15 protein-coding genes are annotated in these 20424 nt (G+C 73.8%); 6 read left to right on the top strand and 9 right to left on the bottom strand.

Features of this window, described 5'->3' with window-relative positions; all coding sequences use genetic code 11:
* The first annotated feature begins 26 nt into the window (after nucleotides 1-26).
* Nucleotides 27-1322 carry a phenylacetate--CoA ligase PaaK gene (gene paaK, locus ACSU6M_RS03190; RefSeq protein ID WP_437066822.1) on the top strand — a complete coding sequence of 432 codons (1296 nt, stop codon included), beginning with the start codon at nucleotides 27-29 and terminating at the stop codon, nucleotides 1320-1322.
* Here paaK and ACSU6M_RS03195 read toward each other — a convergent pair whose 3' ends face one another.
* Nucleotides 1323-2816, bottom strand: a complete 1494-nt coding sequence (locus tag ACSU6M_RS03195) for an acyl-CoA synthetase (RefSeq protein ID WP_437066824.1) — start codon at nucleotides 2814-2816, stop codon at nucleotides 1323-1325.
* 112 nt (nucleotides 2817-2928) lie between these two features.
* On the opposite strand from ACSU6M_RS03195, the gene ACSU6M_RS03200 reads away from it, so the two are divergent.
* Nucleotides 2929-5349, top strand: a complete 2421-nt coding sequence (locus ACSU6M_RS03200) for a penicillin acylase family protein (protein WP_437066825.1) — start codon at nucleotides 2929-2931, stop codon at nucleotides 5347-5349.
* Between the two features lie 103 nt (nucleotides 5350-5452).
* On the opposite strand, the gene ACSU6M_RS03205 is transcribed toward ACSU6M_RS03200, so the two are convergent.
* Together ACSU6M_RS03205 and ACSU6M_RS03210 are read right to left on the bottom strand one after the other, a co-directional pair.
* The gene (locus ACSU6M_RS03205) at nucleotides 5453-7000 is read right to left on the bottom strand and encodes an acyl-CoA synthetase (RefSeq protein WP_437066827.1); all 1548 of its coding nucleotides are present in this window, start codon (nucleotides 6998-7000) and stop codon (nucleotides 5453-5455) included.
* A complete protein-coding gene (locus ACSU6M_RS03210; protein WP_437066829.1) occupies nucleotides 6997-8106 on the bottom strand; it encodes an NAD(P)H-dependent flavin oxidoreductase in 1110 nt (369 codons plus the stop codon). The genes ACSU6M_RS03205 and ACSU6M_RS03210 overlap by 4 nt, the downstream gene beginning before the upstream one ends.
* Nucleotides 8107-8251: 145 nt before the next feature.
* On the opposite strand from ACSU6M_RS03210, the gene ACSU6M_RS03215 reads away from it, so the two are divergent.
* On the top strand, nucleotides 8252-10024 hold the full coding sequence (locus tag ACSU6M_RS03215; RefSeq protein WP_437066831.1) for a serine hydrolase: 1773 nt from the start codon (nucleotides 8252-8254) through the stop codon (nucleotides 10022-10024).
* A gap of 34 nt (nucleotides 10025-10058) precedes the next feature.
* On the opposite strand, the gene ACSU6M_RS03220 is transcribed toward ACSU6M_RS03215, so the two are convergent.
* The 3 genes from ACSU6M_RS03220 to ACSU6M_RS03230 all read right to left on the bottom strand — a co-directional run bounded on the left by ACSU6M_RS03220 (nucleotide 10059) and on the right by ACSU6M_RS03230 (nucleotide 12899).
* Entirely contained in the window at nucleotides 10059-10250 is a 192-nt protein-coding gene (locus ACSU6M_RS03220; RefSeq protein ID WP_437066833.1) for a DUF2795 domain-containing protein, read from the bottom strand.
* Nucleotides 10251-10325: 75 nt separating this feature from the next.
* Entirely contained in the window at nucleotides 10326-11903 is a 1578-nt protein-coding gene (locus ACSU6M_RS03225) for a phytoene desaturase family protein (protein WP_437066834.1), read from the bottom strand.
* Nucleotides 11904-12020: 117 nt separating this feature from the next.
* A complete protein-coding gene (locus ACSU6M_RS03230; protein ID WP_437066835.1) occupies nucleotides 12021-12899 on the bottom strand; it encodes an oxygenase MpaB family protein in 879 nt (292 codons plus the stop codon).
* Between the two features lie 114 nt (nucleotides 12900-13013).
* Between ACSU6M_RS03230 and ACSU6M_RS03235 the strand changes: the two genes are divergently transcribed.
* Nucleotides 13014-15146, top strand: coding sequence for an ATP-binding SpoIIE family protein phosphatase (locus ACSU6M_RS03235; protein ID WP_437066837.1), 2133 nt, complete (start codon nucleotides 13014-13016; stop codon nucleotides 15144-15146).
* Between the two features lie 590 nt (nucleotides 15147-15736).
* Nucleotides 15737-17305 (top strand): GMC family oxidoreductase, encoded by a 1569-nt coding sequence (locus tag ACSU6M_RS03240; protein ID WP_437066838.1) that lies wholly within the window; start codon nucleotides 15737-15739, stop codon nucleotides 17303-17305.
* Here the strand turns inward: ACSU6M_RS03240 and ACSU6M_RS03245 are convergent.
* A complete protein-coding gene (locus ACSU6M_RS03245) occupies nucleotides 17302-18132 on the bottom strand; it encodes a methyltransferase domain-containing protein (RefSeq protein WP_437066840.1) in 831 nt (276 codons plus the stop codon). The two genes, ACSU6M_RS03240 and ACSU6M_RS03245, sit on opposite strands and share 4 nt — an antisense overlap.
* 28 nt (nucleotides 18133-18160) lie before the next feature.
* Here ACSU6M_RS03245 and ACSU6M_RS03250 point away from each other — a divergent pair, with 28 nt between their 5' ends.
* Complete coding sequence (locus tag ACSU6M_RS03250; protein WP_437066842.1) at nucleotides 18161-18577, top strand: MerR family transcriptional regulator; 417 nt, start codon at nucleotides 18161-18163, stop codon at nucleotides 18575-18577.
* Nucleotides 18578-18623: 46 nt separating this feature from the next.
* Here the strand turns inward: ACSU6M_RS03250 and ACSU6M_RS03255 are convergent, their stop codons facing one another.
* Entirely contained in the window at nucleotides 18624-19802 is a 1179-nt protein-coding gene (locus ACSU6M_RS03255) for an acyl-CoA dehydrogenase family protein (RefSeq protein ID WP_437066843.1), read from the bottom strand.
* Nucleotides 19803-19929: 127 nt separating this feature from the next.
* On the bottom strand, nucleotides 19930-20307 hold the full coding sequence (locus ACSU6M_RS03260) for a ferredoxin (protein ID WP_437066844.1): 378 nt from the start codon (nucleotides 20305-20307) through the stop codon (nucleotides 19930-19932).
* Nucleotides 20308-20424: the final 117 nt, after the last annotated feature.

Raw genomic sequence — 20424 nt, forward strand, 5'->3', positions numbered from 1 at the left:
CTGCGGTTGGTGAGGGAGACGTCCCCATGGCGGACACGACGGAGCTGCTGGACGCGGGAGAGCGCCTGGACCCGGACGAGCTGCGGGCGCTGCAACGGGAGCGGCTGCGCGCCTCGTTGCGGCACGCGTACGCGAACGTGCCGTTCTATCGGGAGGCGTTCGACAAGGCGGGCGTCCACCCCGACGACTGCCGCTCGCTCGCCGACCTCGCCCGCTTTCCGTTCACCACCAAGGCGGACCTGCGCGAGAACTACCCGTACGGGATGTTCGCGGTGCCGCGCGAGCGGATCCGCCGGATCCACGCCTCCAGCGGTACGACCGGCCGGCCGACGGTGGTCGGCTACACCGACGACGATCTGTCGATGTGGTCGGACATGGTGGCCCGTTCGATCCGCGCGGCGGGCGGCCGGCCCGGCGACACGGTCCATGTCGCCTACGGATACGGCCTGTTCACCGGCGGCCTCGGCGCCCACTACGGAGCCGAGCGCCTGGGCTGTACGGTCGTCCCGGCCTCCGGCGGGATGACGTCACGTCAGGTGCAGCTGATCCAGGACCTGAAGCCGCGGATCGTCATGGTGACGCCCTCCTACATGCTGACCCTGCTGGACGAGTTCGAACGCCAGGGCGTCGACCCGCGCTCCACCTCGCTGGAGGTCGGCGTCTTCGGTGCCGAGCCGTGGACGGAGGAGATGCGGCGGGAGATCGAGGAGCGGTGCGCGATCGACGCGGTCGACATCTACGGCCTGTCGGAGGTGATCGGCCCCGGGGTCGCGCAGGAGTGCGTGGAGACGAAGGACGGGCTGCACATCTGGGAGGACCACTTCTACCCGGAGATCGTCGACCCGGTCACCGGCGAGGTGCTGCCGGAGGGCGAGGAGGGTGAGCTGGTCTTCACCTCGCTCACCAAGCAGGCCATGCCGGTCGTGCGGTACCGCACCCGCGATCTCACCCGGCTGCTGCCGGGCACCGCGCGCGTCTTCCGCCGGATGCGCAAGGTGACCGGACGCAGCGACGACATGGTGATCCTGCGCGGGGTGAACCTGTTCCCGACCCAGATCGAGGAGATCGTCCTGCGCACCCCGGCCGTCGCCCCGCACTTCCAGCTCCGCCTCACCCGCGAGGGCCGCCTGGACGCGCTCACGGTCCGCGCGGAGGCCCGCCCGGACGCGCTCCCGCAGGACAGGGAGGCGGCCGCCCGTGCGATCGCCGCCGCCGTGAAGGACGGCATCGGGGTGTCGGTCGCGGTGGAGATCGTCGACCCGGAGACCCTGGAGCGGTCGGTGGGCAAGATCCGCCGGATCGTGGACGAACGGCCGAAGTGATCAGGCGAGGCGGTCCCGCAGCTCCCGTTTCAGGATCTTGCCGCTGGCGTTGCGGGGCAGGGCGTCGACGAACACCACGCGCTTGGGCGCCTTGAAGGACGGGAGGCGTTCGCGGGCGTGGGCGATCAGGTCCTCCTCCGTCACCTCGGCGCGGGGCACCACCACCGCGGTGACGGCCTCGATCCACTTCTCGTCCGGAAGGCCGATCACGGCGGCCTCGGCCACGGCCCCGTGCGTGTACAGCACGTCCTCGACCTGGCGGGAGGCGACCAGTACGCCACCGGAGTTGATGACGTCCTTCACGCGGTCGACGATCGTGAGGTAGCCGTCGGCGTCGCGCACGGCCAGGTCGCCGGAGCGGAACCAGCCGTCGCGGAACGCCTCCTCGGTCTCCTCGGGCTTGTCCCAGTAGCCCTCGCACAGCTGCGGTGAGCGGTAGACGATCTCACCGGGCGTGCCGTCGGGGACGTCCTTGCCGTGCTCGTCGACGACCCGCGCGTCGACGAAGAGGACGGGGCGGCCGCAGGAGGCGGGGCGGTCCTTGTGCTCCTCGGGGCCCAGCACGGTGGCGAGCGGACCGATCTCGCTCTGCCCGAAGCAGTTGTAGAAGGCCAGCTTCGGCAGGCGCTCGCGCAGCCGCTCCAGGACCGGCACCGGCATGATCGAGGCGCCGTAGTACGCCTTGCGCAGCCCGCCCAGGTCACGGGTGGCGAAGTCGGGCCGGCCGGACAGCCCGATCCACACCGTCGGCGGGGCGAACAGGCTGTCCGCGCGGCCCGTTTCGATGAGATCGAAGAGGGTGTCGCCGTCCGGGCCGTCCAGGATCACGTTTGTCGCCCCGACCGCCAGATAGGGCAGCAGGAACACATGCATCTGGGCCGAGTGGTACAGCGGCAGCGCGTGTACGGGGCGGTCGCCGGCGCTGAGGTCGAGGGCGGTGATGGCGCTCAGGTAGGCGTGCACCAGCGCCCGGTGCGTCATCATCGCGCCCTTGGGCCGGGCCGTGGTGCCGGAGGTGTACAGCAGCTGGAGGAGGTCCTCGCTCCGCGGTTCGGGACCGTCGTACGGGGGCGCCTGGGGCAGCCGGGCGAGCAGTGAGTCCTCGCAGTCCCGCAGCGGGAGCGTCCGTACGCCGTCGGTGACGCGGTCCGCCAGACCGGGGTCGGCGAGGACCAGGGAGCTGCCGGACTGGCCGAGGAGATAGGCCAGTTCGTCACCGGTGAGGTTCTGGTTGACCGGCACATGCACCAACCCGGCGCGGGCGCAGGCCAGGAAGGCGATCAGATAGGCGTCGGAGTTGTGGCCGTAGGCGGCGACCCGGTCGCCGGGGGCCAGGCCCTCGGCGCGCAGGAGGGAGGCCGCGCGCGAGACGGCGTCGTCGAGCTGCTCGTACGTCCAGGTGCGGTCGCGGTGTTCGACCGCGGTCCGTGCCGGGGTGCGGCGGGCGCTGCGGCGCAGCACCCCGTCGACCGTGCTGCCGTGTCCGGGCGTCATGGCACAGGATCCTCGGCCCGCCGCCCACGAAGGTCAAGCATCCCGCCCCCTCCCATACGGACCAGTTGGTACGCTCAACCGCTCCTTCCCCCGACGACGTTGGGAGGCACCCTTGCGTACCCGTGTGAGACGGCTGGTGGTCACGGCCGTCGCCCTGGTCACCGCCGCGTCCACGCTTCCGGCGGCCGCGGCCCAGGGGCAGTCGCGTCAGGAACGTCCTTCGTCCGGTGGCCTCTCGGCCGTCATCCGCTACACCGAGTACGGCATTCCGCACATCGTCGCCCGCGACCACGCCGGGCTCGGCTTCGGCACGGGGTGGGCGCAGGCCGCCGACCAGGTGTGCACGCTGGCCGACGGGTTCGTCACCGTGCGCGGTGAGCGGTCCCGGTTCTTCGGGCCGGACGCGGCACCCGACTTCTCGCTGTCCTCGGCGAGCCGGAACCTCTCCAGCGATCTGTACTTCCGCGGGGTGCGGGAGGCCGGCACGGTCGAGCGGCTGCTCGCCGAGCGCGGGCCCGCCGCGCCGAGCCGCGCCGCACGGGAGCTGATGCGGGGCTACGCGGCCGGGTACAACGCCTGGCTGAAGCGGAACAGGATCACCGACCCGGCGTGCGCGGACGCCCCCTGGGTGCGCCCGATCACGCCGCTGGACGTGGCGGCCCGCGCCCATGCCCTCGCCGTCCTCGGCGGTCAGGGGAGGGCCGTGGACGGCATCACGGCCGCCCGCCCGCCGGGCACGGGGGCCGCCCCGGCCGCCCCGTCCTCGCCGGACGCGGCCGGTACCGCCCGCGCGGCCCGCGAGCTGTTCGCCGCGGACAGCGCCGACATGGGCTCCAACGCGGTCGCCTTCAGCGGGGCGACCACCGCGAACGGCCGCGGCCTGCTCCTCGGCAACCCGCACTACCCGTGGCAGGGCGGCCGCCGCTTCTGGCAGTCGCAGCAGACGATCCCCGGCGAACTGAACGTCTCCGGCGGCTCCCTGCTCGGCTCGCCCACGGTCTCCATCGGCCACAACGCCCATGTGGCGTGGAGCCACACCGTCGCCACCGGCGTCACCCTCAACCTGCACCAGCTGACCCTCGACCCGTCCGACCCCACCGTCTACCTGGTCGACGGCCACCCGGAGCCGATGACCCGACGGACCGTCAGCGTCCCGCTCCCGGACGGTGCCACGGTGGTACGGACCCAGTGGTGGACGCGGTACGGGCCGGTCGTGACCGGCCTCGGCGCCTCCGTGCCGCTGCCGTGGACGACGAGCACGGCGTACGCGGTCAACGACCCGAACGCCGACAATCTGCGGGCCGCCGACACCGCTCTCGGCTTCAGCACGGCGCGCGACACGGGTGACGTCCTGGACGCCCTGCGCCGCACCCAGGGCCTGCCGTGGGTGAACACCATCGCCGCGGACTCCGGCGGGCACACCCTGTTCACCCAGTCCCAGGTGCTGCCGCGCATCACCGACGAGCTGGCGCGGCGCTGCTCCACCCCGCTGGGCCGGGTCACCTACCCCTCCGCCGGACTGGCGGTCCTGGACGGCTCACGCGGCGACTGCGCGCTCGGCAGCGACCCCGACGCCGTGCGGCCGGGCATCTTCGGGCCCGCCCGCATGCCGACGCTGCGGGACGCGCCGTACGCGGAGAACTCCAACGACAGCGCCTGGCTGGCCAACGCCGACCGGCCGCTGACGGGGTACGAGCGGGTCTTCGGCACCGTCGGCACCCAGCGCTCGCTGCGCACCCGCGGCGCGCTCCAGGACGTGGCGTCCCTCGCCGGGCGGGGCGGGCTGACGGTCACCGACCTCCAGGAGCAGCAGTACGCCGACCGGGCGCCCGCGGGTGACCTGGCGGCCGACGAGGCCGCGACGGCGTGCGCCGCCCTGCCCGGCGGGACGGCGACGGGCAGCGACGGCCGTGCGGTCGACGTGTCGGAGGCGTGCCGGGTGCTGGCCTCCTGGGACCGGACGACGGACACCGCGAGCCGGGGTGCCCTGCTCTTCGACCGGTTCTGGCGCAGGTTCACGGCCCGGGTCCCGGCCGCGCAGCTGTGGAAGGTGCCGTTCTCGGCTGCCGACCCGGTGGGCACGCCGCACACGCCCGACACCTCGGCGCCCGGTTTCGCGACGGCCCTCGCGGACGCGGTGGCCGAGCTGCGGGCGGCCGGCATCGCCCTGGACTCCCCGCTCGGGGCGCACCAGTTCGTCGTACGGAACGGGCGGCGCCTGCCGGTGCCGGGCGGTACCGAGGCGCTGGGCGTGTGGAACAAGATCGAGCCGGTGTGGGACGCGGCCGGCGGCGGCTACACCGAGGTCACCACCGGTTCGAGTTACATCCAGGCGGTGGGCTGGGACGGCAGCCGGTGCCCGGTGGCCCGGACGGTCCTGGCGTACTCCCAGTCCTCGAACCCGAACTCGCCGCACTACAGCGACCAGACGCGGCTGTTCTCGGGTCAGCGGTGGGTGAGGTCGCGGTTCTGCGAGAAGGACATCCTGGCCTCTGCGGCCCTGAAGGTGGTCGTGGTCCGCGAGCGGCGCTGAGCCCGGCCCGGGACCTCTCGGACGGCGCGGCCGTGCACGGGCCGTCGCGGCACCGCTTCGGCGGGGCCGCGGCGGCCCGCGCGAGCAGCCGGTCCCCGGCCGGTCAGACGGAGCGGTCCCGGCCTTCCCAGTACGGGTCCCGCAACCGCCGTTTGTACAGCTTGCCGTTGGGGTCGCGGGGCATCTCGGCGATGAAGTCGACGCTGCGGGGCCGCTTGTACCCGGCGAGGTGTTCGGCGCAGTGGGCGAGCAGGGCGGCGGCGAGGCCGGGTCCGGGGGTGTGGCCGGGGGCGGGTTCGACGACCGCCTTGACCTCCTCGCCCCAGTCGTCGTGCGGGATGCCGAAGGCGGCGGCGTCGGCGACGGCGGGGTGGGCCAGGAGGGCGGACTCGATCTCGGCGGGGTAGATGTTGACGCCACCGGAGATGATCATGTCGATCTTGCGGTCGCGGAGGAAGAGATAGCCGTCCTCGTCGAGCAGGCCGAGGTCGCCGACGGTGAAGAAGTCGCCGATGCGGTTCCTGCGGGTCTTGTCGTCGTCCCTGTGGTACGAGAATCCGCCGGTGTTCATCTTCATGTACACCGTGCCCACGTGCCCGGGCGGCAGGCGGTTGCCGTCGTCGTCGAAGACGGCGAGTTCACTGATGGGCCACGCCTTGCCGACGGTGCCGGGCTTCTTCAGCCAGTCCTCGGCGGTGGCGAAGGCGCCGCCGCCCTCGCTGGCCGCGTAGTACTCCTCCACACAGGTCCCCCACCACTCGATCATGGCGCGTTTGACGTGGTCGGGGCAGGGGGCGGCGCCGTGGACGGCGTGCCGCAGGGAGGAGACGTCGTAGCGGGCGCGGACGTCCGCCGGGAGGGCGAGCAGACGGTGGAACTGGGTGGGGACCATATGGGTGTGGGTGCATCGCTCCCGGTCGATCAGGCGGAGCATCTCCTCGGGCGTCCACTTGTCCATCAGCACCAGGCGGTGGCCTATGTGGAGCGAGGCGCCCGCGAACTGCAGGACGGCCGTGTGGTAGAGCGGCGAGCACACCAGGTGGACGTCGTCGTCGAAGGGGCGGATGCCGAAGATGCCGAGGAAGCCGCCGAGATGGGCCTCCTCGGGGAGTGTGCCGGGCAGGGGGCGGCGGATGCCGCGGGGGCGGCCGGTGGTGCCGGAGGTGTAGTTCATGACCCAGCCGAGGGTGCGGTCGGCCGGGGGTGACTCCGGTTGCCCGTCGAGGAGTTCGGCGTACGGCCGCAAGCCCTCGGCCGTGCCGACGCAGTGCCGGCGGGCGGCGGGCAGCCCGGCCTCGTCGGCCGCCCGGCGTGCCGCGTCGGCGAACCTCTGGTGGGTGATCAGCACCTTGGCGCCGGAGTCGGCGACGATCCAGGCGATCTCGGGGCCGACCAGGTGGTGGTTGACCGGCACGAGATAGAACCCGGCCTGCTGGGCGGCCAGATACGCGGTGAGGAATTCAGGGCCGTTGGGCAGCACGACGGCGAAGGCGTCGCCGCGTTCCATTCCCGCGGCCCGCAGTCCGTGGACGAGCCGGTTGGCGGCGGCGTGCAGCCGTCCGGCGGTCCACTGCTCGCCGTCGGGGGCGACGAGGACCGTCCTGGCGGGGTCTTGGGTGGCCTGGGCCCAGAAGCCGACGGGGGTCGTCACCGTTCGCTCCTTCCTGCGATGCGGTTCAGGCGGTGCACGGCCTGTTCGAAGCCGCGGGTGAGGTCGTCGAAGACGGCCCGGACGCTGCGTTCGCTGTTCATACGGCCGACGATCTGGCCGACGGGGGTGCCGAGGAGGGGTTCGACCTCGTACTTCTGGATGCGGGACACCGCTTCGGCCACCAGCAGCCCCTGCAATGGCATGGGCAGGGCGCCGGGTCCGGCCGGGTCGTCCCAGGCGTCGGTCCAGGCGGTGCGCAGCTGGCGGGCGGGCTTGCCGGTGAGGGCGCGGGAGCGCACGGTGTCGCCGGAGCCGGCGGCGAGGAGCTTGCGGGTCAGGGCGGGCGAGTGCAGGTCGGCCTCGGTGGTGGTGAGCCAGACCGAGCCGAGCCACACGCCCTGCGCGCCGAGGGCGAGCGCGGCCGCCGCCTGCCGTCCGCTGCCGATGCCGCCCGCCGCGAGGACGGGCAACGGGGCGACGGCGTCGACGACTTCGGGGGTGAGCACCATGGTGGCGATCTCGCCGGTGTGGCCGCCCGCCTCGTAGCCCTGGGCGACGACGATGTCGATCCCGGCCTCCCGGTGCTTGACCGCGTGCCGGGCCGAGCCCGCGAGGGCGGCGACCAGCACGCCGCGGTCGTGGGCGCGGGCGACGACGTCGGCGGGCGGCGAGCCGAGGGCGCCCGCGAGCAGCCGGATGGGGTGGTCGAAGGCGACGTCGAGCTGGGTGCGGGCCACCTGCTCCATCCAGCCGGTGATCCGCCAGCCCGCTGCCTCTCCGTCGGGCAGCTCGGGCACGCCGTGGCGGGCGAGGGTGTCGGCGACGAACCGCCGGTGCTCCTGCGGGATCATCGCCTCGACGTCGGCCTCGGTGACGCCCTCCACCTTCTTCGCGGGCATGACGACGTCCAGGCCGTAGGGCCTGCCGCCGGCGTGCGCGTCGATCCAGTCCAGGTCGCGCCTGAGGTCGTCGGGGGCCGTGTAGCGGACCGCGCCGAGCACGCCGAGGCCGCCGGCCCGGCTGATGGCCGCGGCGACGGCGGGGAACGGCGTGAAGCCGAAGACGGCGTGCTCGATTCCCAGCTGCTGGCTCAGCTCCGTCTGCATGCGCGCAGCATGCCGGAGCCGAACGGAGGACGGAAGAGCTGAACTGACAGTCCGTCAGATTTATGGCGGTGTCGGGACGGACTCAGGGACGGCGTTCGGTGGACATACTGGCGACGACATCCGGGCGGCTCGACGGGAGGGACCTGTGGTGACGGAAGGTGCGCGAGAAGGCGGACTGACCAGACGTCAACTCGGCCGTGGCGCCCTGGTCCTCGGCGGCGCCCTCACCCTGGCGCCCCTCCCCGCGGCCCCGGCCACGGCGGCCGGGCAGGGCGGCGGCCGGCCCACCCTGCGGCACGGCTCCCCCGAGCGCGCGGGTCTGCTCCCCGGCCCGCTCGGCCGACTCGTCGCCGACGCCGAGGCGTTCCTCGCCCCCTCCCCCCGGCGCCCCTGGTACGCGGGCGCGGTGCTGCTCGCCGGCCGCGGCGGCACCGTGGCCCTGCACCGGCCGATCGGCAAGGCGGTGCGCTACGCCGACTACGACGCCACGACCGACACCGGCGTCGAGTTCCCGCCCGAGCGGCAGATCGACATGGCCGAGGACACCGTCTTCGACCTCGCCTCGGTGTCCAAGCTGTTCACCTCGATCCTCGCCGTCCAGCAGATCGAGCGGGGCACACTGGAGCTGGAGGCGACCGTCGCCTCGTACCTGCCGGAGTTCGGCGCCGCGGGCAAGCAGGACATCACCGTACGCCAACTCCTCACCCACACCTCGGGGTTCCGCGCCTGGATCCCGCTGTACAGCGCACCGACGTACGAGGAGAAGCTGCGGCTCGTCTGGAACGAGGCGCCGGTCAACCCGCCCGGCACCCGCTACCTCTACTCGGACCTCAACCTGATCTCCCTCCAGCTGGTCCTGGAGCGCATCACCGGCCGCACGCTGGACGCCCTGCTGCACGAGGAGATCACCGCCCCGCTCGGCATGCGCAGCACCCGTTTCAACCCGCCCGCCTCCTGGAAGCCGCGCATCGCGGCCACCGAGGTGGCGCGCAGGCCCTGGTCGGGGCTGGACCGGGGGCTGGTGTGGGGCGAGGTGCACGACGAGAACGCGTTCAGCCTCGGCGGGGTGGCCGGGCACGCGGGTGTGTTCTCCGACGCGTGGGACCTGGCGGTCCTGGGCCGGACCCTGCTCAACGGCGGCTCCTACGGCCGGGCGCGGATTCTGCGGCCGGAGTCGGTGGAGCTGATGTTCACCGACTTCAACACCGCCTTCCCCGGCGACGAGCACGGACTCGGCTTCGAGCTCTACCAGCACTGGTACATGGGCGCGATGGCCACCCCGCGCACCGCGGGGCACACCGGCTTCACCGGCACCTCGCTGGTGCTCGACCCGACGACCGACTCCTTCCTGATCGTGCTCGGCAACTCGGTGCACCCCGTGCGCGGCTGGCGTTCCGGTTCGGCGCCGCGGGTCGCCGCCGCGAACAACCTGGCGCGGGCCGTCCCGGTGCGCCCACGGCACGGTCGTACCGCCTGGTTCTCCGGGATGGCGAGCGCGACCACGGCCACGCTCGCGCTGCCCGCGCTGGACACCTCCGGCGGCGGGGCGTCGCTGCGCTGCGCGCTGTGGTGGGACACCGAGCCGCAGGCGGACGTGCTGCGGCTGGAGGGCTCGGCGGACGGCGGGGCGACCTGGGTTCCGGTGCCGTTCGCCACCGACCGCCCGGACGGGGAGCACCCCTCCGGTGCCGTCTCCGGCTGGTCGGGGCGCGTCTGGCACCGGCTGACGGCCGCACTGCCCGCCGAGCGGCAGCTCGTGCTGCGCTGGCGGTACACCACGGACCGGCTGTACGTCGGCCGGGGCGCCTATGTCGACGGGCTGCGCGTGCAGACGGCGGACGACGTCCTCTTCGACGAGGCGCGCCCGGCCGACCGGGCGCGGATCACAGCCACGGGCTGGAGCGCGTCGGCCGACTGAGCGCGGCGTGGGCGGCGCGGGCGGTCGTCGGGGCTCAGCCCTTGAAGACCGCCTTCTGCACCTCGTTGGGCCCGTCGAAGCGGTCCTCCTTGAGACCGTCGAGGCTGCGGACGACCTTGTCGTCGGCGTGGTTCTGGCGGGCCTTTTCGACCAGGTGCTTCTTGTCCGTCGGGTAGCTCATCCCCTTGAGGGCTTTCTGCAGGTCGGTGGGGCTGAGGTCGGCCATGGGAGCCTCCCTGGGAGACGTACGGTCTGCCGTCCCTGCCCGCAGTACCCAGCGGTTCCCGAGGCGTAAACGGCCTCAGCCGTCCCCCGCCTCCAGCACCGCCATCGCCGCGTTGTGCCCCGGCACCCCGCTCACCCCTCCCCCGCGCACCGCGCCCGCCCCGCACAGCAGCACGTTGGGGTGCTCGGTCTCCACGCCCCAGCGGCCGGTGCCCTCCTGCGCGTAGGGCCACGACAGCTCCCGGTGGAAGATGTTGCCGCCGGGCAGCCCGAGGTCGCGCTCCAGGTCGAGCGGGGTCTTCGCCTCGATGCAGGGCCGTCCGTCGGCGTCGGTGGCCAGACAGTCGGCGAGCGGTTCGGCGAGATGGGCGTCGAGCTGGGCGAGGGTGAGTTTCAGCAGCTCCTCCCGTACGCCGTCGTTGTCCCGCTCGAACAGGCGGGCCGGGGTGTGCAGACCGAAGAGGGTGAGCGTCTGGTGGCCGCGCTCGACCAGGTCCGGACCCAGGATGGTCGGGTCGGTCAGGGAATGGCAGTAGATCTCCGAGGGCGGGGCGTCGGGCAGCTCACCGGCGGCGGCCCGCGCGTGGGCGGCGGCGAGCTGCTCGTAGCCCTCGGCGATGTGGAAGGTGCCGGAGAACGCCTCGCGCGGGTCGACGTCCCGGTCGCGCAGCCTGGGCAGCCGCTTGAGCAGCATGTTCACCTTCAGCTGGGCGCCCTCGGCGGGCGCGGGCGGCGCGGCGCCGGTCAGCTGGGCGAGCGCCCGCGGGGAGGCGCCCACGAGGACGTGCCGGGCGGCGGCCGTGCCCTCGCCGTCGGCCGTGCGGTAGGTCACCTCGGCGCTGCGGCCGTCCGTGTCGACCCGTACCGCCTCGTGACCGGTGGCGATCACGGCCCCGGCCTCCCGCGCGGCCGCGGCCAGCGCGTCGGTGAGGGCTCCCATACCGCCGACGGGCACGTCCCAGGCGCCGGTGCCGCCGCCGATGACGTGGTAGAGGAAGCAGCGGTTCTGGGCCAGACCGGGGTCGTGGGCGTCGGCGAAGGTGCCGATCAGGGCGTCGGTGAGGACGACGCCCCGGACCAGGTCGTCGGTGAAACGCTCCTCGATCGCGACACCGATCGGCTCCTCGAACAGGGCGCGCCAGGCCCCCTCGTCGTCGATCCTGCGGCGCAGCTGGGCGCGCGTGGGCAGCGGTTCGGTGAGCGTCGGGAACACCGCGCGGGCCACGCGGCCCGTCATGTCGTAGAACCGCCGCCATGCCTCGTACTCGCGTTCGCCGCCGGTCAGCCGGGCGAACGCCTCCCGGGTGCGCCGCTCGCCCCCGCCGACGAGCAGCCCCGTGGGCCGCCCGCCGCGCTCGACGGGGGTGTACGAGGAGATGGCGCGGGTGCGGAGCTCGAACCGCAGGCCGAGGTCCCGGACGATCTTCTCGGGGAGCAGGCTGACCAGGTAGGAGTAGCGCGACAGCCGGGCGTCGACGCCGGCGAACGGGCGGGTGGACACCGCCGCGCCGCCGGTGCGGCCGAGCCGTTCCAGCACCAGCACGGAGCGTCCGGCGCGGGCCAGATAGGCGGCCGCGACCAGGCCGTTGTGACCGCCGCCGACGATCACGGCGTCGTAGGAGCGGGCTGCGGGGGCTTCCTCGAGTGCGGACATGGTTCTTCGTAGCACGCGGTGATCACGGTCGGCCAGAGGGCGGCCGGGCGTCCGCGGGACCTTCGGTGCCTTCCGGGCCTTGAGGGCCTTGGGGCCTTCGGAGCGCGCACCGCCGGTCTACGGGGCGAGTCTGCGCGGGGTCGGGCGGGCGCCGGGGCCCAGCCGGGCCATGGCGCGCAGGATGTGCTTCGGCGGCAGCTGCCAGCGCACCCGGGCGGGGATCCGGCGCAGCAGGGCCCCCGTGACGCGCAGCCGGCGGGTGACCTGCGCGGGCGCGGGAGCCGGTCTGCCGTACAGCGCGTGGGCGTACGACGGCAGGGAGGCGTAGGCCAGGTGGGCGACGGGGCGCCACAGCACGGCGCGCAGCGGTACGAGGAGGGGGTGGACGGGCGGGCGGCACAGGAAGTCGTCGACGTCACGGGCCTCCCGTCCGGCGGCGAGGTGCGGGCGGACCCGCTCGAAGTAGGCGGCCAGTTCGGCCCGGTCGGCGGGCACCGCGGCCGGGTCCAGGCCCACCAGGCGGGCGCTGACGCGGTGTTCGCGGATGTAGCGGTCGGCCTGGGCGTCGGTGAGGGGGTAGCCGGAGCGGCGCAGGACGTGCAGATAGGAGTCGATCTCGGCGCAGTGGACCCACAGGAGCAGGTCCGGCTCGTCGACGCGGTACCGCTCGCCGGTGCCGGGGTCGGTCGCCCGGAGCAGGGTGTGGATCCGGCGGACGCGGGCGCCCGCCTTCTCGGCGGCGTCCGTCGTGCCGTACGTCGTGGTGCCGACGAAGTGCGCGGTGCGCATCAGCCGGCCCCATGCCTCGCCCCGGCCGCTCTTGCGGCGATCGAACGCAGTGCTGTTCTGTGTGACGCCGCGCAGCGCGCGGGGGTGCAGCGCCTGGAGGTAGAGCGCCCGCACCCCGGCGATCCACATCATGGGGTCGCCGTGGCACTGCCAGGTGACGGAGTGGGGGCCGAACAGCCCTGGGTCCGCCGTCGTCGTGTCCGCCATACGGGGGGTGTGCCGGGGAGGGGCCGTTCCTGACGAGACCGGGCCGGGTTCCGCGGTGTCCCCCGGTGCCCTGCCGGGCGGGCGCGTAGCCAGGGGCTTGGGTACGTTGCGGGTATGGGGACCGATGTCGACGCCTTCCTGCGTCGCCTGGCACGCTCGCTCGGGCCGCGGGCGAACGAATCGGCCGACGCGCTGCTCGAGCGGCTGCGCGGCGAGCTGCCCGAGCTGTGGGGGGACGAGGACCTCACCCCGCTGGCCGTGGAGGAGACGGCCGCGCATGTGACCGCCTTTCTGAAGGTGCTGGAGCACGGCCTCGAACCGGGCCGGATCGAGACGCCTCCCGTCGCCGTGGAGGTGGCCCGCAGATTCGCCCGCCGGGGTGTGCCGGTCAGCAAGCTGCTGCGGGCCTACCGGCTGGGTCATGTGGCCCTGCTCCAGCTGATCCAGGCCGAGGCGGCGCGGCTCACCGACGACTGGGGGCTGATCAACGCCGCCGGGGAACGGCTGATCTCCACCGGTTTCGAGTACGTCGACCGCGGCTCGGAGGAGGTCGTCGCCGCCTACCAGGAGGAGCGCGACCGCCGGTTGCAGCGGCGGCTGATGCTGACGCACGAGGCCAGCCGGCGGATCGGCACCACGCTGGACACCGCCCGCACCGCGCAGGAACTGGCGGACGTGGGCACCGAGGACTTCGCCGACCTGGTCACCGTCGACCTGTTCGAGTCCGTCCTCCAGGAGGACGGGGCGCCCGCGCCGGCGTTGCGCCGCATCGCCCAGTGCTCGGTGCCGGGCGGCCTGCCCGACTCCACCGTCGCCACGGGCAGCACGCACACCTACCCCCCGCTGTCCGAGGCGGCCCGCGCGCTCGCCACCGGACGGCCCGCGCTGCGGCGGAGCCCGGACGGCGAGACCTTGCAGGGCGGCATCCACTCGGCGCTGCTGCTGCCGCTCCAGGCCCGCGGCAGCACGCTGGGCCTCGCCCAGTTCTTCCGCCATCGCACGGCGGCCCCCTTCGACGAGGACGATCTCCAGCTGGCCCAGGAGATAGCGGCCCGTGCGGCGGTGTCCATCGACAACGCCCGCCGCTACACCCAGGAGCGCTCCACCGCGCTGACCCTTCAGCGCAGCCTGCTGCCGCGACGGGCGGTGGCGCAGTCCGCGGTGGACACGGCGTCCCGCTATCTGCCCAGCGGGTCCCGTGCGGGCGTAGGCGGCGACTGGTACGACGTGATCCCGCTGTCCGGGGCGCGGGTGGCGCTCGTGGTGGGCGACGTCGTGGGGCGCGGGCTGCACGCCGCCGCCACCATGGGGCGGCTGCGCACGGCGGTGCGGGCCTTCGCCGACATCGATCTGATGCCGGACGAGTTGCTCACGCACCTGGACGACGTGGTCATCCGCCTCCAGCGCGAGGAGGCCCATGAGGACGGCGAGACCAGCGCCACCTGTCTGTACGCCGTCTACGACCCCGTCTCGCGCGTGTGCTCGCTGGCCAGCGCCGGGCATGTGGCCCCGGCGGTGGCAACCCCCCTGGCGCCGGGCTCCGCTGCGGGCGTGTCGAGGTCGGTGGACTTCCCGGAGATCCCGATCGGGCCGCCGCTGGGGCTGGGCGGACTGCCCTTCGAGACGGCCCAGTTCGAGCTGCCGGAGGGCACGGTGCTCACCCTGTTCACCGACGGCCTGCTGGAGAGCCGTACCCGCGACGTGGACACCGCACGCGCGCTGCTCGGCGATGCCCTCGCCCACGCGCCCGACGCGCCCGACGCGGTCTGCGACCGGGTGCTGACCGCGCTGCTGCCCAGCCGCCCCGCCGACGACGTCGCCCTGCTGGTCGCCCGGACCCGGGCGCTCGACCCCGGCCATGTGGCCACGCTGGAGCTGCCGTCGGACCCCGTGGCCGTCTCCGGGGCGCGCCGGTTCACGGACGACAAGCTGGCCGAATGGGGGCTTGAGGAGCTGTCGTTCACGACGGAGCTGATGGTCAGCGAGCTGGTGACCAACGCCATCCGCTACGGCAAGGGCCCCGTCCGGCTGCGGCTCATCCTCCAGTCCACCCTCACCTGCGAGGTCTTCGACGCCAGCAGCACCTCCCCGCATCTGCGCCGCGCCCGCACCTACGACGAGGGCGGCCGGGGGCTGCTGCTGGTCGCCCAGCTCGCCGAGCGCTGGGGGACGCGGCACGGCCGGGAGGGCAAGGTCATCTGGGCCGAGCAGGGCCTGCCGGGCGGGCCACCACCGCACGCCGCCTAGGCGTACGCCCCCGCGGGCACCCGGTCATCATGCGGCGCGCCTTGTCATGGGCGTGCGCGGTCGGAACGCCGCGTCGGGACGCGGGGCGGGGACGCGCGGTCGGGACGTCAAGATCGGGGCGCGGGGCGGGGGTGAGATCGAGCCTTTCTACGCCGTCGCCGGACCCGGCCCGGCCCACGGCCGTCACCGGTCACCGGCCGCCGGGGCGCGGGCACCGTGCTCCCAGGGCTGAGGCACCGGGTTGCCGGGGGCGCGGGCACCGGCTGCCAGGACGCGGGCACGGGGCACACGGCGCGGGCCGACCGCGGTCATGTGCGGCGGGGAATCGGCCGGTTCCGGCGGGCGGGCGTCCATGGCCCGTGGACGGGGCGGCGGCCTGCGAGAAGGATGGCGAGCGGCCGGGTGAGGGGCCGGTCGAGGACACCGCCTCGAAGACCACGGCCCGGCGTGCGGCGGCGAGGGGCGCGAGCCACCGGCAGGGGGGCGGCGGGCTGTGCGGCCATGGTGCGCGGCCTCGGCGATCCCGGTCCTTCCCGCGCCCCAAGACCCGGCGCGACCGTAGAAGTACCTTGTCGATCAGGGGAGTTGGCATGAGCGAGTACGACTACGTCGTCGTCGGCGCCGGTTCGGCGGGCTGTGTGCTGGCGGCACGGCTGTCGGAGGACCCGGACGTGCGGGTGGCGCTGATCGAGGCGGGCGGCCCCGACACCGCGCAGGAGATCCATGTCCCGGCCGCGTTCCCGCAGTTGTTCAAGTCCGGCCTCGACTGGGACCTCGACTCCGACCCCGAGCCGGGACTCGACGGGCGGCGGGCCTATCTGCCGCGGGGCAAGGTGTTCGGCGGGTGCAGCTCCCTCAACGCCATGATCTACATCCGGGGCAGCCGGGCCGACTACGACGGCTGGGCGGCGGCCGGGGCGACCGGCTGGGGCTATGCCGACGTCCTGCCGTACTTCCGGCGGGCGGAGGACAACGAGCGCGGTGAGGACGAGTTCCACGGAGCGGGCGGGCCGCTGACGGTCAGCGACGGGCGTTCGGAGCATCCGCTGGCGTCGGCGTTCGTGCAGGCCGCCGTGCAGGCCGGGTTCAAGCCCAACGACGACTTCAACGGCGAGACACAGTTCGGCGTCGGGCGCTACCAGCTCACCCAGCGCGGCGGTCTGCGGTGCAGCACCGCCGTGGCCTATCTGCACCCGGCGCTCGAGCGGCCCAACCTCACCGTGCTGTCCGCCACCCGCGCGCACCGCGTGGTGCTGGAGGGGGGCCGGGCGACGGGCGTGGAGGTGGAGCGGGGCGGCACCCTGGAGGTCGTACGCGCCGAGCGGGAGGTCGTGCTGTCCGCGGGCGCCTACGAGTCGCCGAAGCTGCTGATGCTGTCCGGCATCGGCCCGGCCGCCGCCCTCACCGCGTTCGGCATCGACGTGGTCCGTGATCTGCCGGTCGGCCAGGGGCTGCAGGACCACTACATGGCGCTGCTGAACTTCCGGACCGGCGTGGAGTCGCTGCTCGGCGCGGCGACGGCGGAGAACGCGGCGCTGCTCCAGCGCGAGGGACGCGGGCCGCTGACCTCCAACCTCGGTGAGGCCGGCGGGTTCTTCCGCAGCCGTGACCGGCTGGACGCGCCGGACCTGCAGTTCCACGCCGCGCCCGTGCTCTTCCACCAGGAAGGGCTCGGCGCGGCCACCGAGCACGGGCTCGCCTTCGGGCCGTGTGTGCTCGCGCCGACCAGCCGGGGTGCGGTGGCGCTGCGCTCGCCGCGCCCGGACGCCGCGCCGCGGATCGTGCACAACTACCTGACGACGGCCGAGGACCGCGAGGCGCTGGTCGCCGGCGTCCGGATCGCGCTGGAGATCGCGCGGCAGCCGGCGGTGGCCGACCTCGTCACGGGCCCGTTCGGCGACACACCGGCGGCCTCCGCCTCCGACGCCGACCTGCTCGCCTGGGCGCGGCGCTCCGGGCAGACGCTGTACCACCCGACCTCCTCCTGTGCCATCGGCACGGTGGTCGACCCCGAGCTGCGCGTGTACGACGTGGCGGGGCTGCGGGTCGTGGACGCCTCCGTGTTCCCGTCGGTGCCGCGCGGCAACACCAACGCGCCCACGGTGATGGCGGCGGAGAAGGCGGCCGACCTGATGAAGGGGCGGCCGGGCAGCCGCTAGGTCGTGTCCGCAAAGTCCCGTCGTCCGCCCGGAGGGCTGGACTTTGCGGACACGGCCCAGGCGGAGGCGGCGGCCACGAAGAAGGGCAGGGCGATCAGGAGGCGGTCGGCGTCGGCTCGTCGGCGCTGTTCGGCGAGCCACGCGTCGGCACGGTCACGGTCGATCGCGCCGCCCGCGCAGGCCGGTTCGGTGAGCCTGGTGAGCAGCGGCAGCATCGCCGGATCGGTGAAGACGGTGGTGTGCACCTCGACGGTCACCTCGTCGAAGCCGCCGTCCAGGAGCAGGTTGCGGTAGGCGCGGCCGGCGCGGGGCGCGCCCAGGAGGTCGGCGCGGGCGTGCACGATCGTGCGGGTGAGCGCCGCGTCGTCGGAGTCGATCATGATGGCGTCCCAGTCCTGCCCGGTCAGGACGATCCTGCCGCCCGGACACAGGACGCGCCGCGCTTCGGCCACCGCGCGCTGCGGCTCGCGCAGGACGTGGAAGACCTTGTCGGCACGGTAGCCGCGCACGCTGCCGTCGGCGAACGGCAGGTCCTCCGCCCCGGCTTCCCGGAACTCGGCCGCCGGCCACCGTTCCCGGGCGGCGGCCAGCATCCATGGGTCGGGGTCCACGCCGACCGCGTGGACGCCGCGTTCGGCCAGCTCGGCGACGGCGCGTCCGGCGCCGCAGCCGACGTCCACGACGGTCGAGCCCGGCGTGAGAGACAGCAAGGTGTAGGAGCGTTCCCGGAGTCGAGCGGCGCTCGGCATCCGGTCCGCGGTGTCGAGGACGGCGAGCAGGGCTTCGGTGTCGCGGTGTTTCGCCACCGCTTCCTGGTGGTTGGACATGCACGCCAGCGTGCGACTTAATGTCGGCATGAAGTCAAGCGCGGACAGCGCCGAGAGCGCGATGAGCATCGGCGCCCTCGCGGCACGGTTCGGACTGGCCACGCATGTGCTGCGGCACTGGGAGTCGATGGGCCTGCTGCATCCGGCGCGGGACGCGAACGGACGCCGCCGCTACGGGGCGGACGACGTCACCCGTGTGGCGACGATCCTCCTGCTCAAGAAGGCCGGCCTCGGTCTGGACACCATCAGGAGCCTGTCCGGCGCGGTCGACCGGGCCACCCGGCACGAGATCCTGCGCGCCGAGGCCGAGGACCTGCGGTCGAGGATCGCCGCGGCCCGAGCCTCGCTGGAGCTCCTCGAGGGCGGCCTGAGCTGCGAGCACGAGGACGTCACCCGGTGCCCGAACTACCGGCGGCTCATCGCCGAGCAGGTCGGCTCGCCGTGATCGCGGTGCCGGGCGCCGGGAGCCGGCCTGATCGGCGAGACACCGCCTAGCGCCGCACTCGGGGCATGCCCAGGCCGATCCAGGAGATGATCTCGCGCTGGATCTCGTTGTTGCCGCCGCCGAAGGTGAAGATGACGGCGGAGCGGTAGCCGCGCTCCAGTTCACCCTGGAGGATCGCTCCGGCGGAGCCTTCCTGGAGGGCGCCGGGGGCGGCGGTGATCTCCAGGAGCCAGGCGTAGGCGTCGCGGCGGGCCTCGGAGCCGTAGACCTTGACGGCGGAGGCGTCCTCGGGGGTGAGGGTGCCGTTCTGGAGAGCGCCGACCATCTGCCAGTTGAGGAGCCGGAGAGCGTCGAGGCGGGTGTGCGTCTGTGCGAGGCGGCGGCGGACCCAGGGCAGGTCGATCACGCGGCGCCCGTCGGCGAGCTTGGTGCCGGCCGCCCAGCGCTGGACGTCGTGCAGGGCGCGGACCGCCATGGTGCCGTGGGCGGCGAGGGTGACGCGTTCGTGGTTGAGCTGGTTGGTGATCAGCCGCCAGCCCTGGTTCTCGGCGCCGACCCGGTGGGAGACGGGGACGCGGATGTCGTCGTAGTAGCTGGCGGTGGTGTCGTGGCCGGCGAGGGTCCTGATCAGGGTGCAGGAGTAGCCGGGGTCGGAGGTCGGTACCAGCAGCATGGTGATGCCGCGGTGGGCGGGGGCGTCGGGGTCGGTGCGCACGGCGAGCCACACCCAGTCGGCGGTGTCGCCGTTGGTGGTCCAGATCTTGTGGCCGTTCACCACGTAGTGGTCGCCGTCGCGCACCGCCCGCGTCTTCAGCGCCGCCAGGTCCGTGCCCGCGTCGGGCTCGCTGTAGCCGATGGCGAAGTCGATCTCGCCGGCGAGGATGCGGGGCAGGAAGTACGCCTTCTGCTCCTCGGTGCCGTACCGCATGATCGTGGGGCCGACGGTGTTCAGGGCCATCAGCGGGAGCGGGACGCCGGCCTGGGCGGCCTCGTCGAAGAACACGAACTGCTCCGTCGGGGTCAGGCCGCGGCCGCCGTACTCCTTCGGCCACCCCACCCCCAGCCAGCCGTCGCTCCCGAGGCGGCGGATCGTCTCGCGGTAGAAGCGCTTCTGGGCGGCCGGGTCGGTGTGCCGGGAGTGGGCGTCGTCGGGCAGCAGCCCGGCGAAGTACGCGCGCAGTTCGCTCCGCAGTCGCAGCTGCTCGGGGGTGTGGTCGAGATGCACGGCGCCTCCAGGCTCCCGCTGGGCCGTTCCTGACGGCGCACACCGTAGAACGTGTTCCAGAAATTGGGAATGCACGCCGTGCCCCTCGGCGCCGGGCGCGACAGGCCGCGCGTCGCCCGCGACGGGGTCAGCCCAGGGTCGCCATGAAGTCCGTACAGGCCCGCGCGCAGGCCCGGCACGCGGCGACGGTCTCCTCCGCTCCGGGGTGATCCTCCAGGGCGTGGGCGCACTCGAGGCAGACGGTGCGGCACCACTCCAGCTGGACGCGGATGCTCTCCTCGTCCACCCGGTTCTCCTCGGACAGCACCCGGCAGGTGGCGTCGCACACCTCCGCGCACATGATGCCTTTGCGGCGCAGTCGTTCCTGCTCGACGGTCCCGTCGGGAGTCACCAGGCTCGCGCGCAGCGCGCACAGACGGGCACACTCCGTGCACGCCTGGGCGCACGCGAACCGGTCCTCCAGGAACCGGAAGAGCTCCTGTTGGCTAGGCGGCGTCGTAGTCACACCGCGCGGGTAGCCGGGGCGGCACGGAGTCAAACCCCACCTCGGCGGGACCCGGCCGGCAGGATGCGGCGCCACCGCCCGCTCACGCAGGGTCACGGCCGCCCCCGCCCGGTTCGC

This window comes from Streptomyces sp. enrichment culture (assembly GCF_964272895.1).
GTDB lineage: Bacteria > Actinomycetota > Actinomycetes > Streptomycetales > Streptomycetaceae > Streptomyces.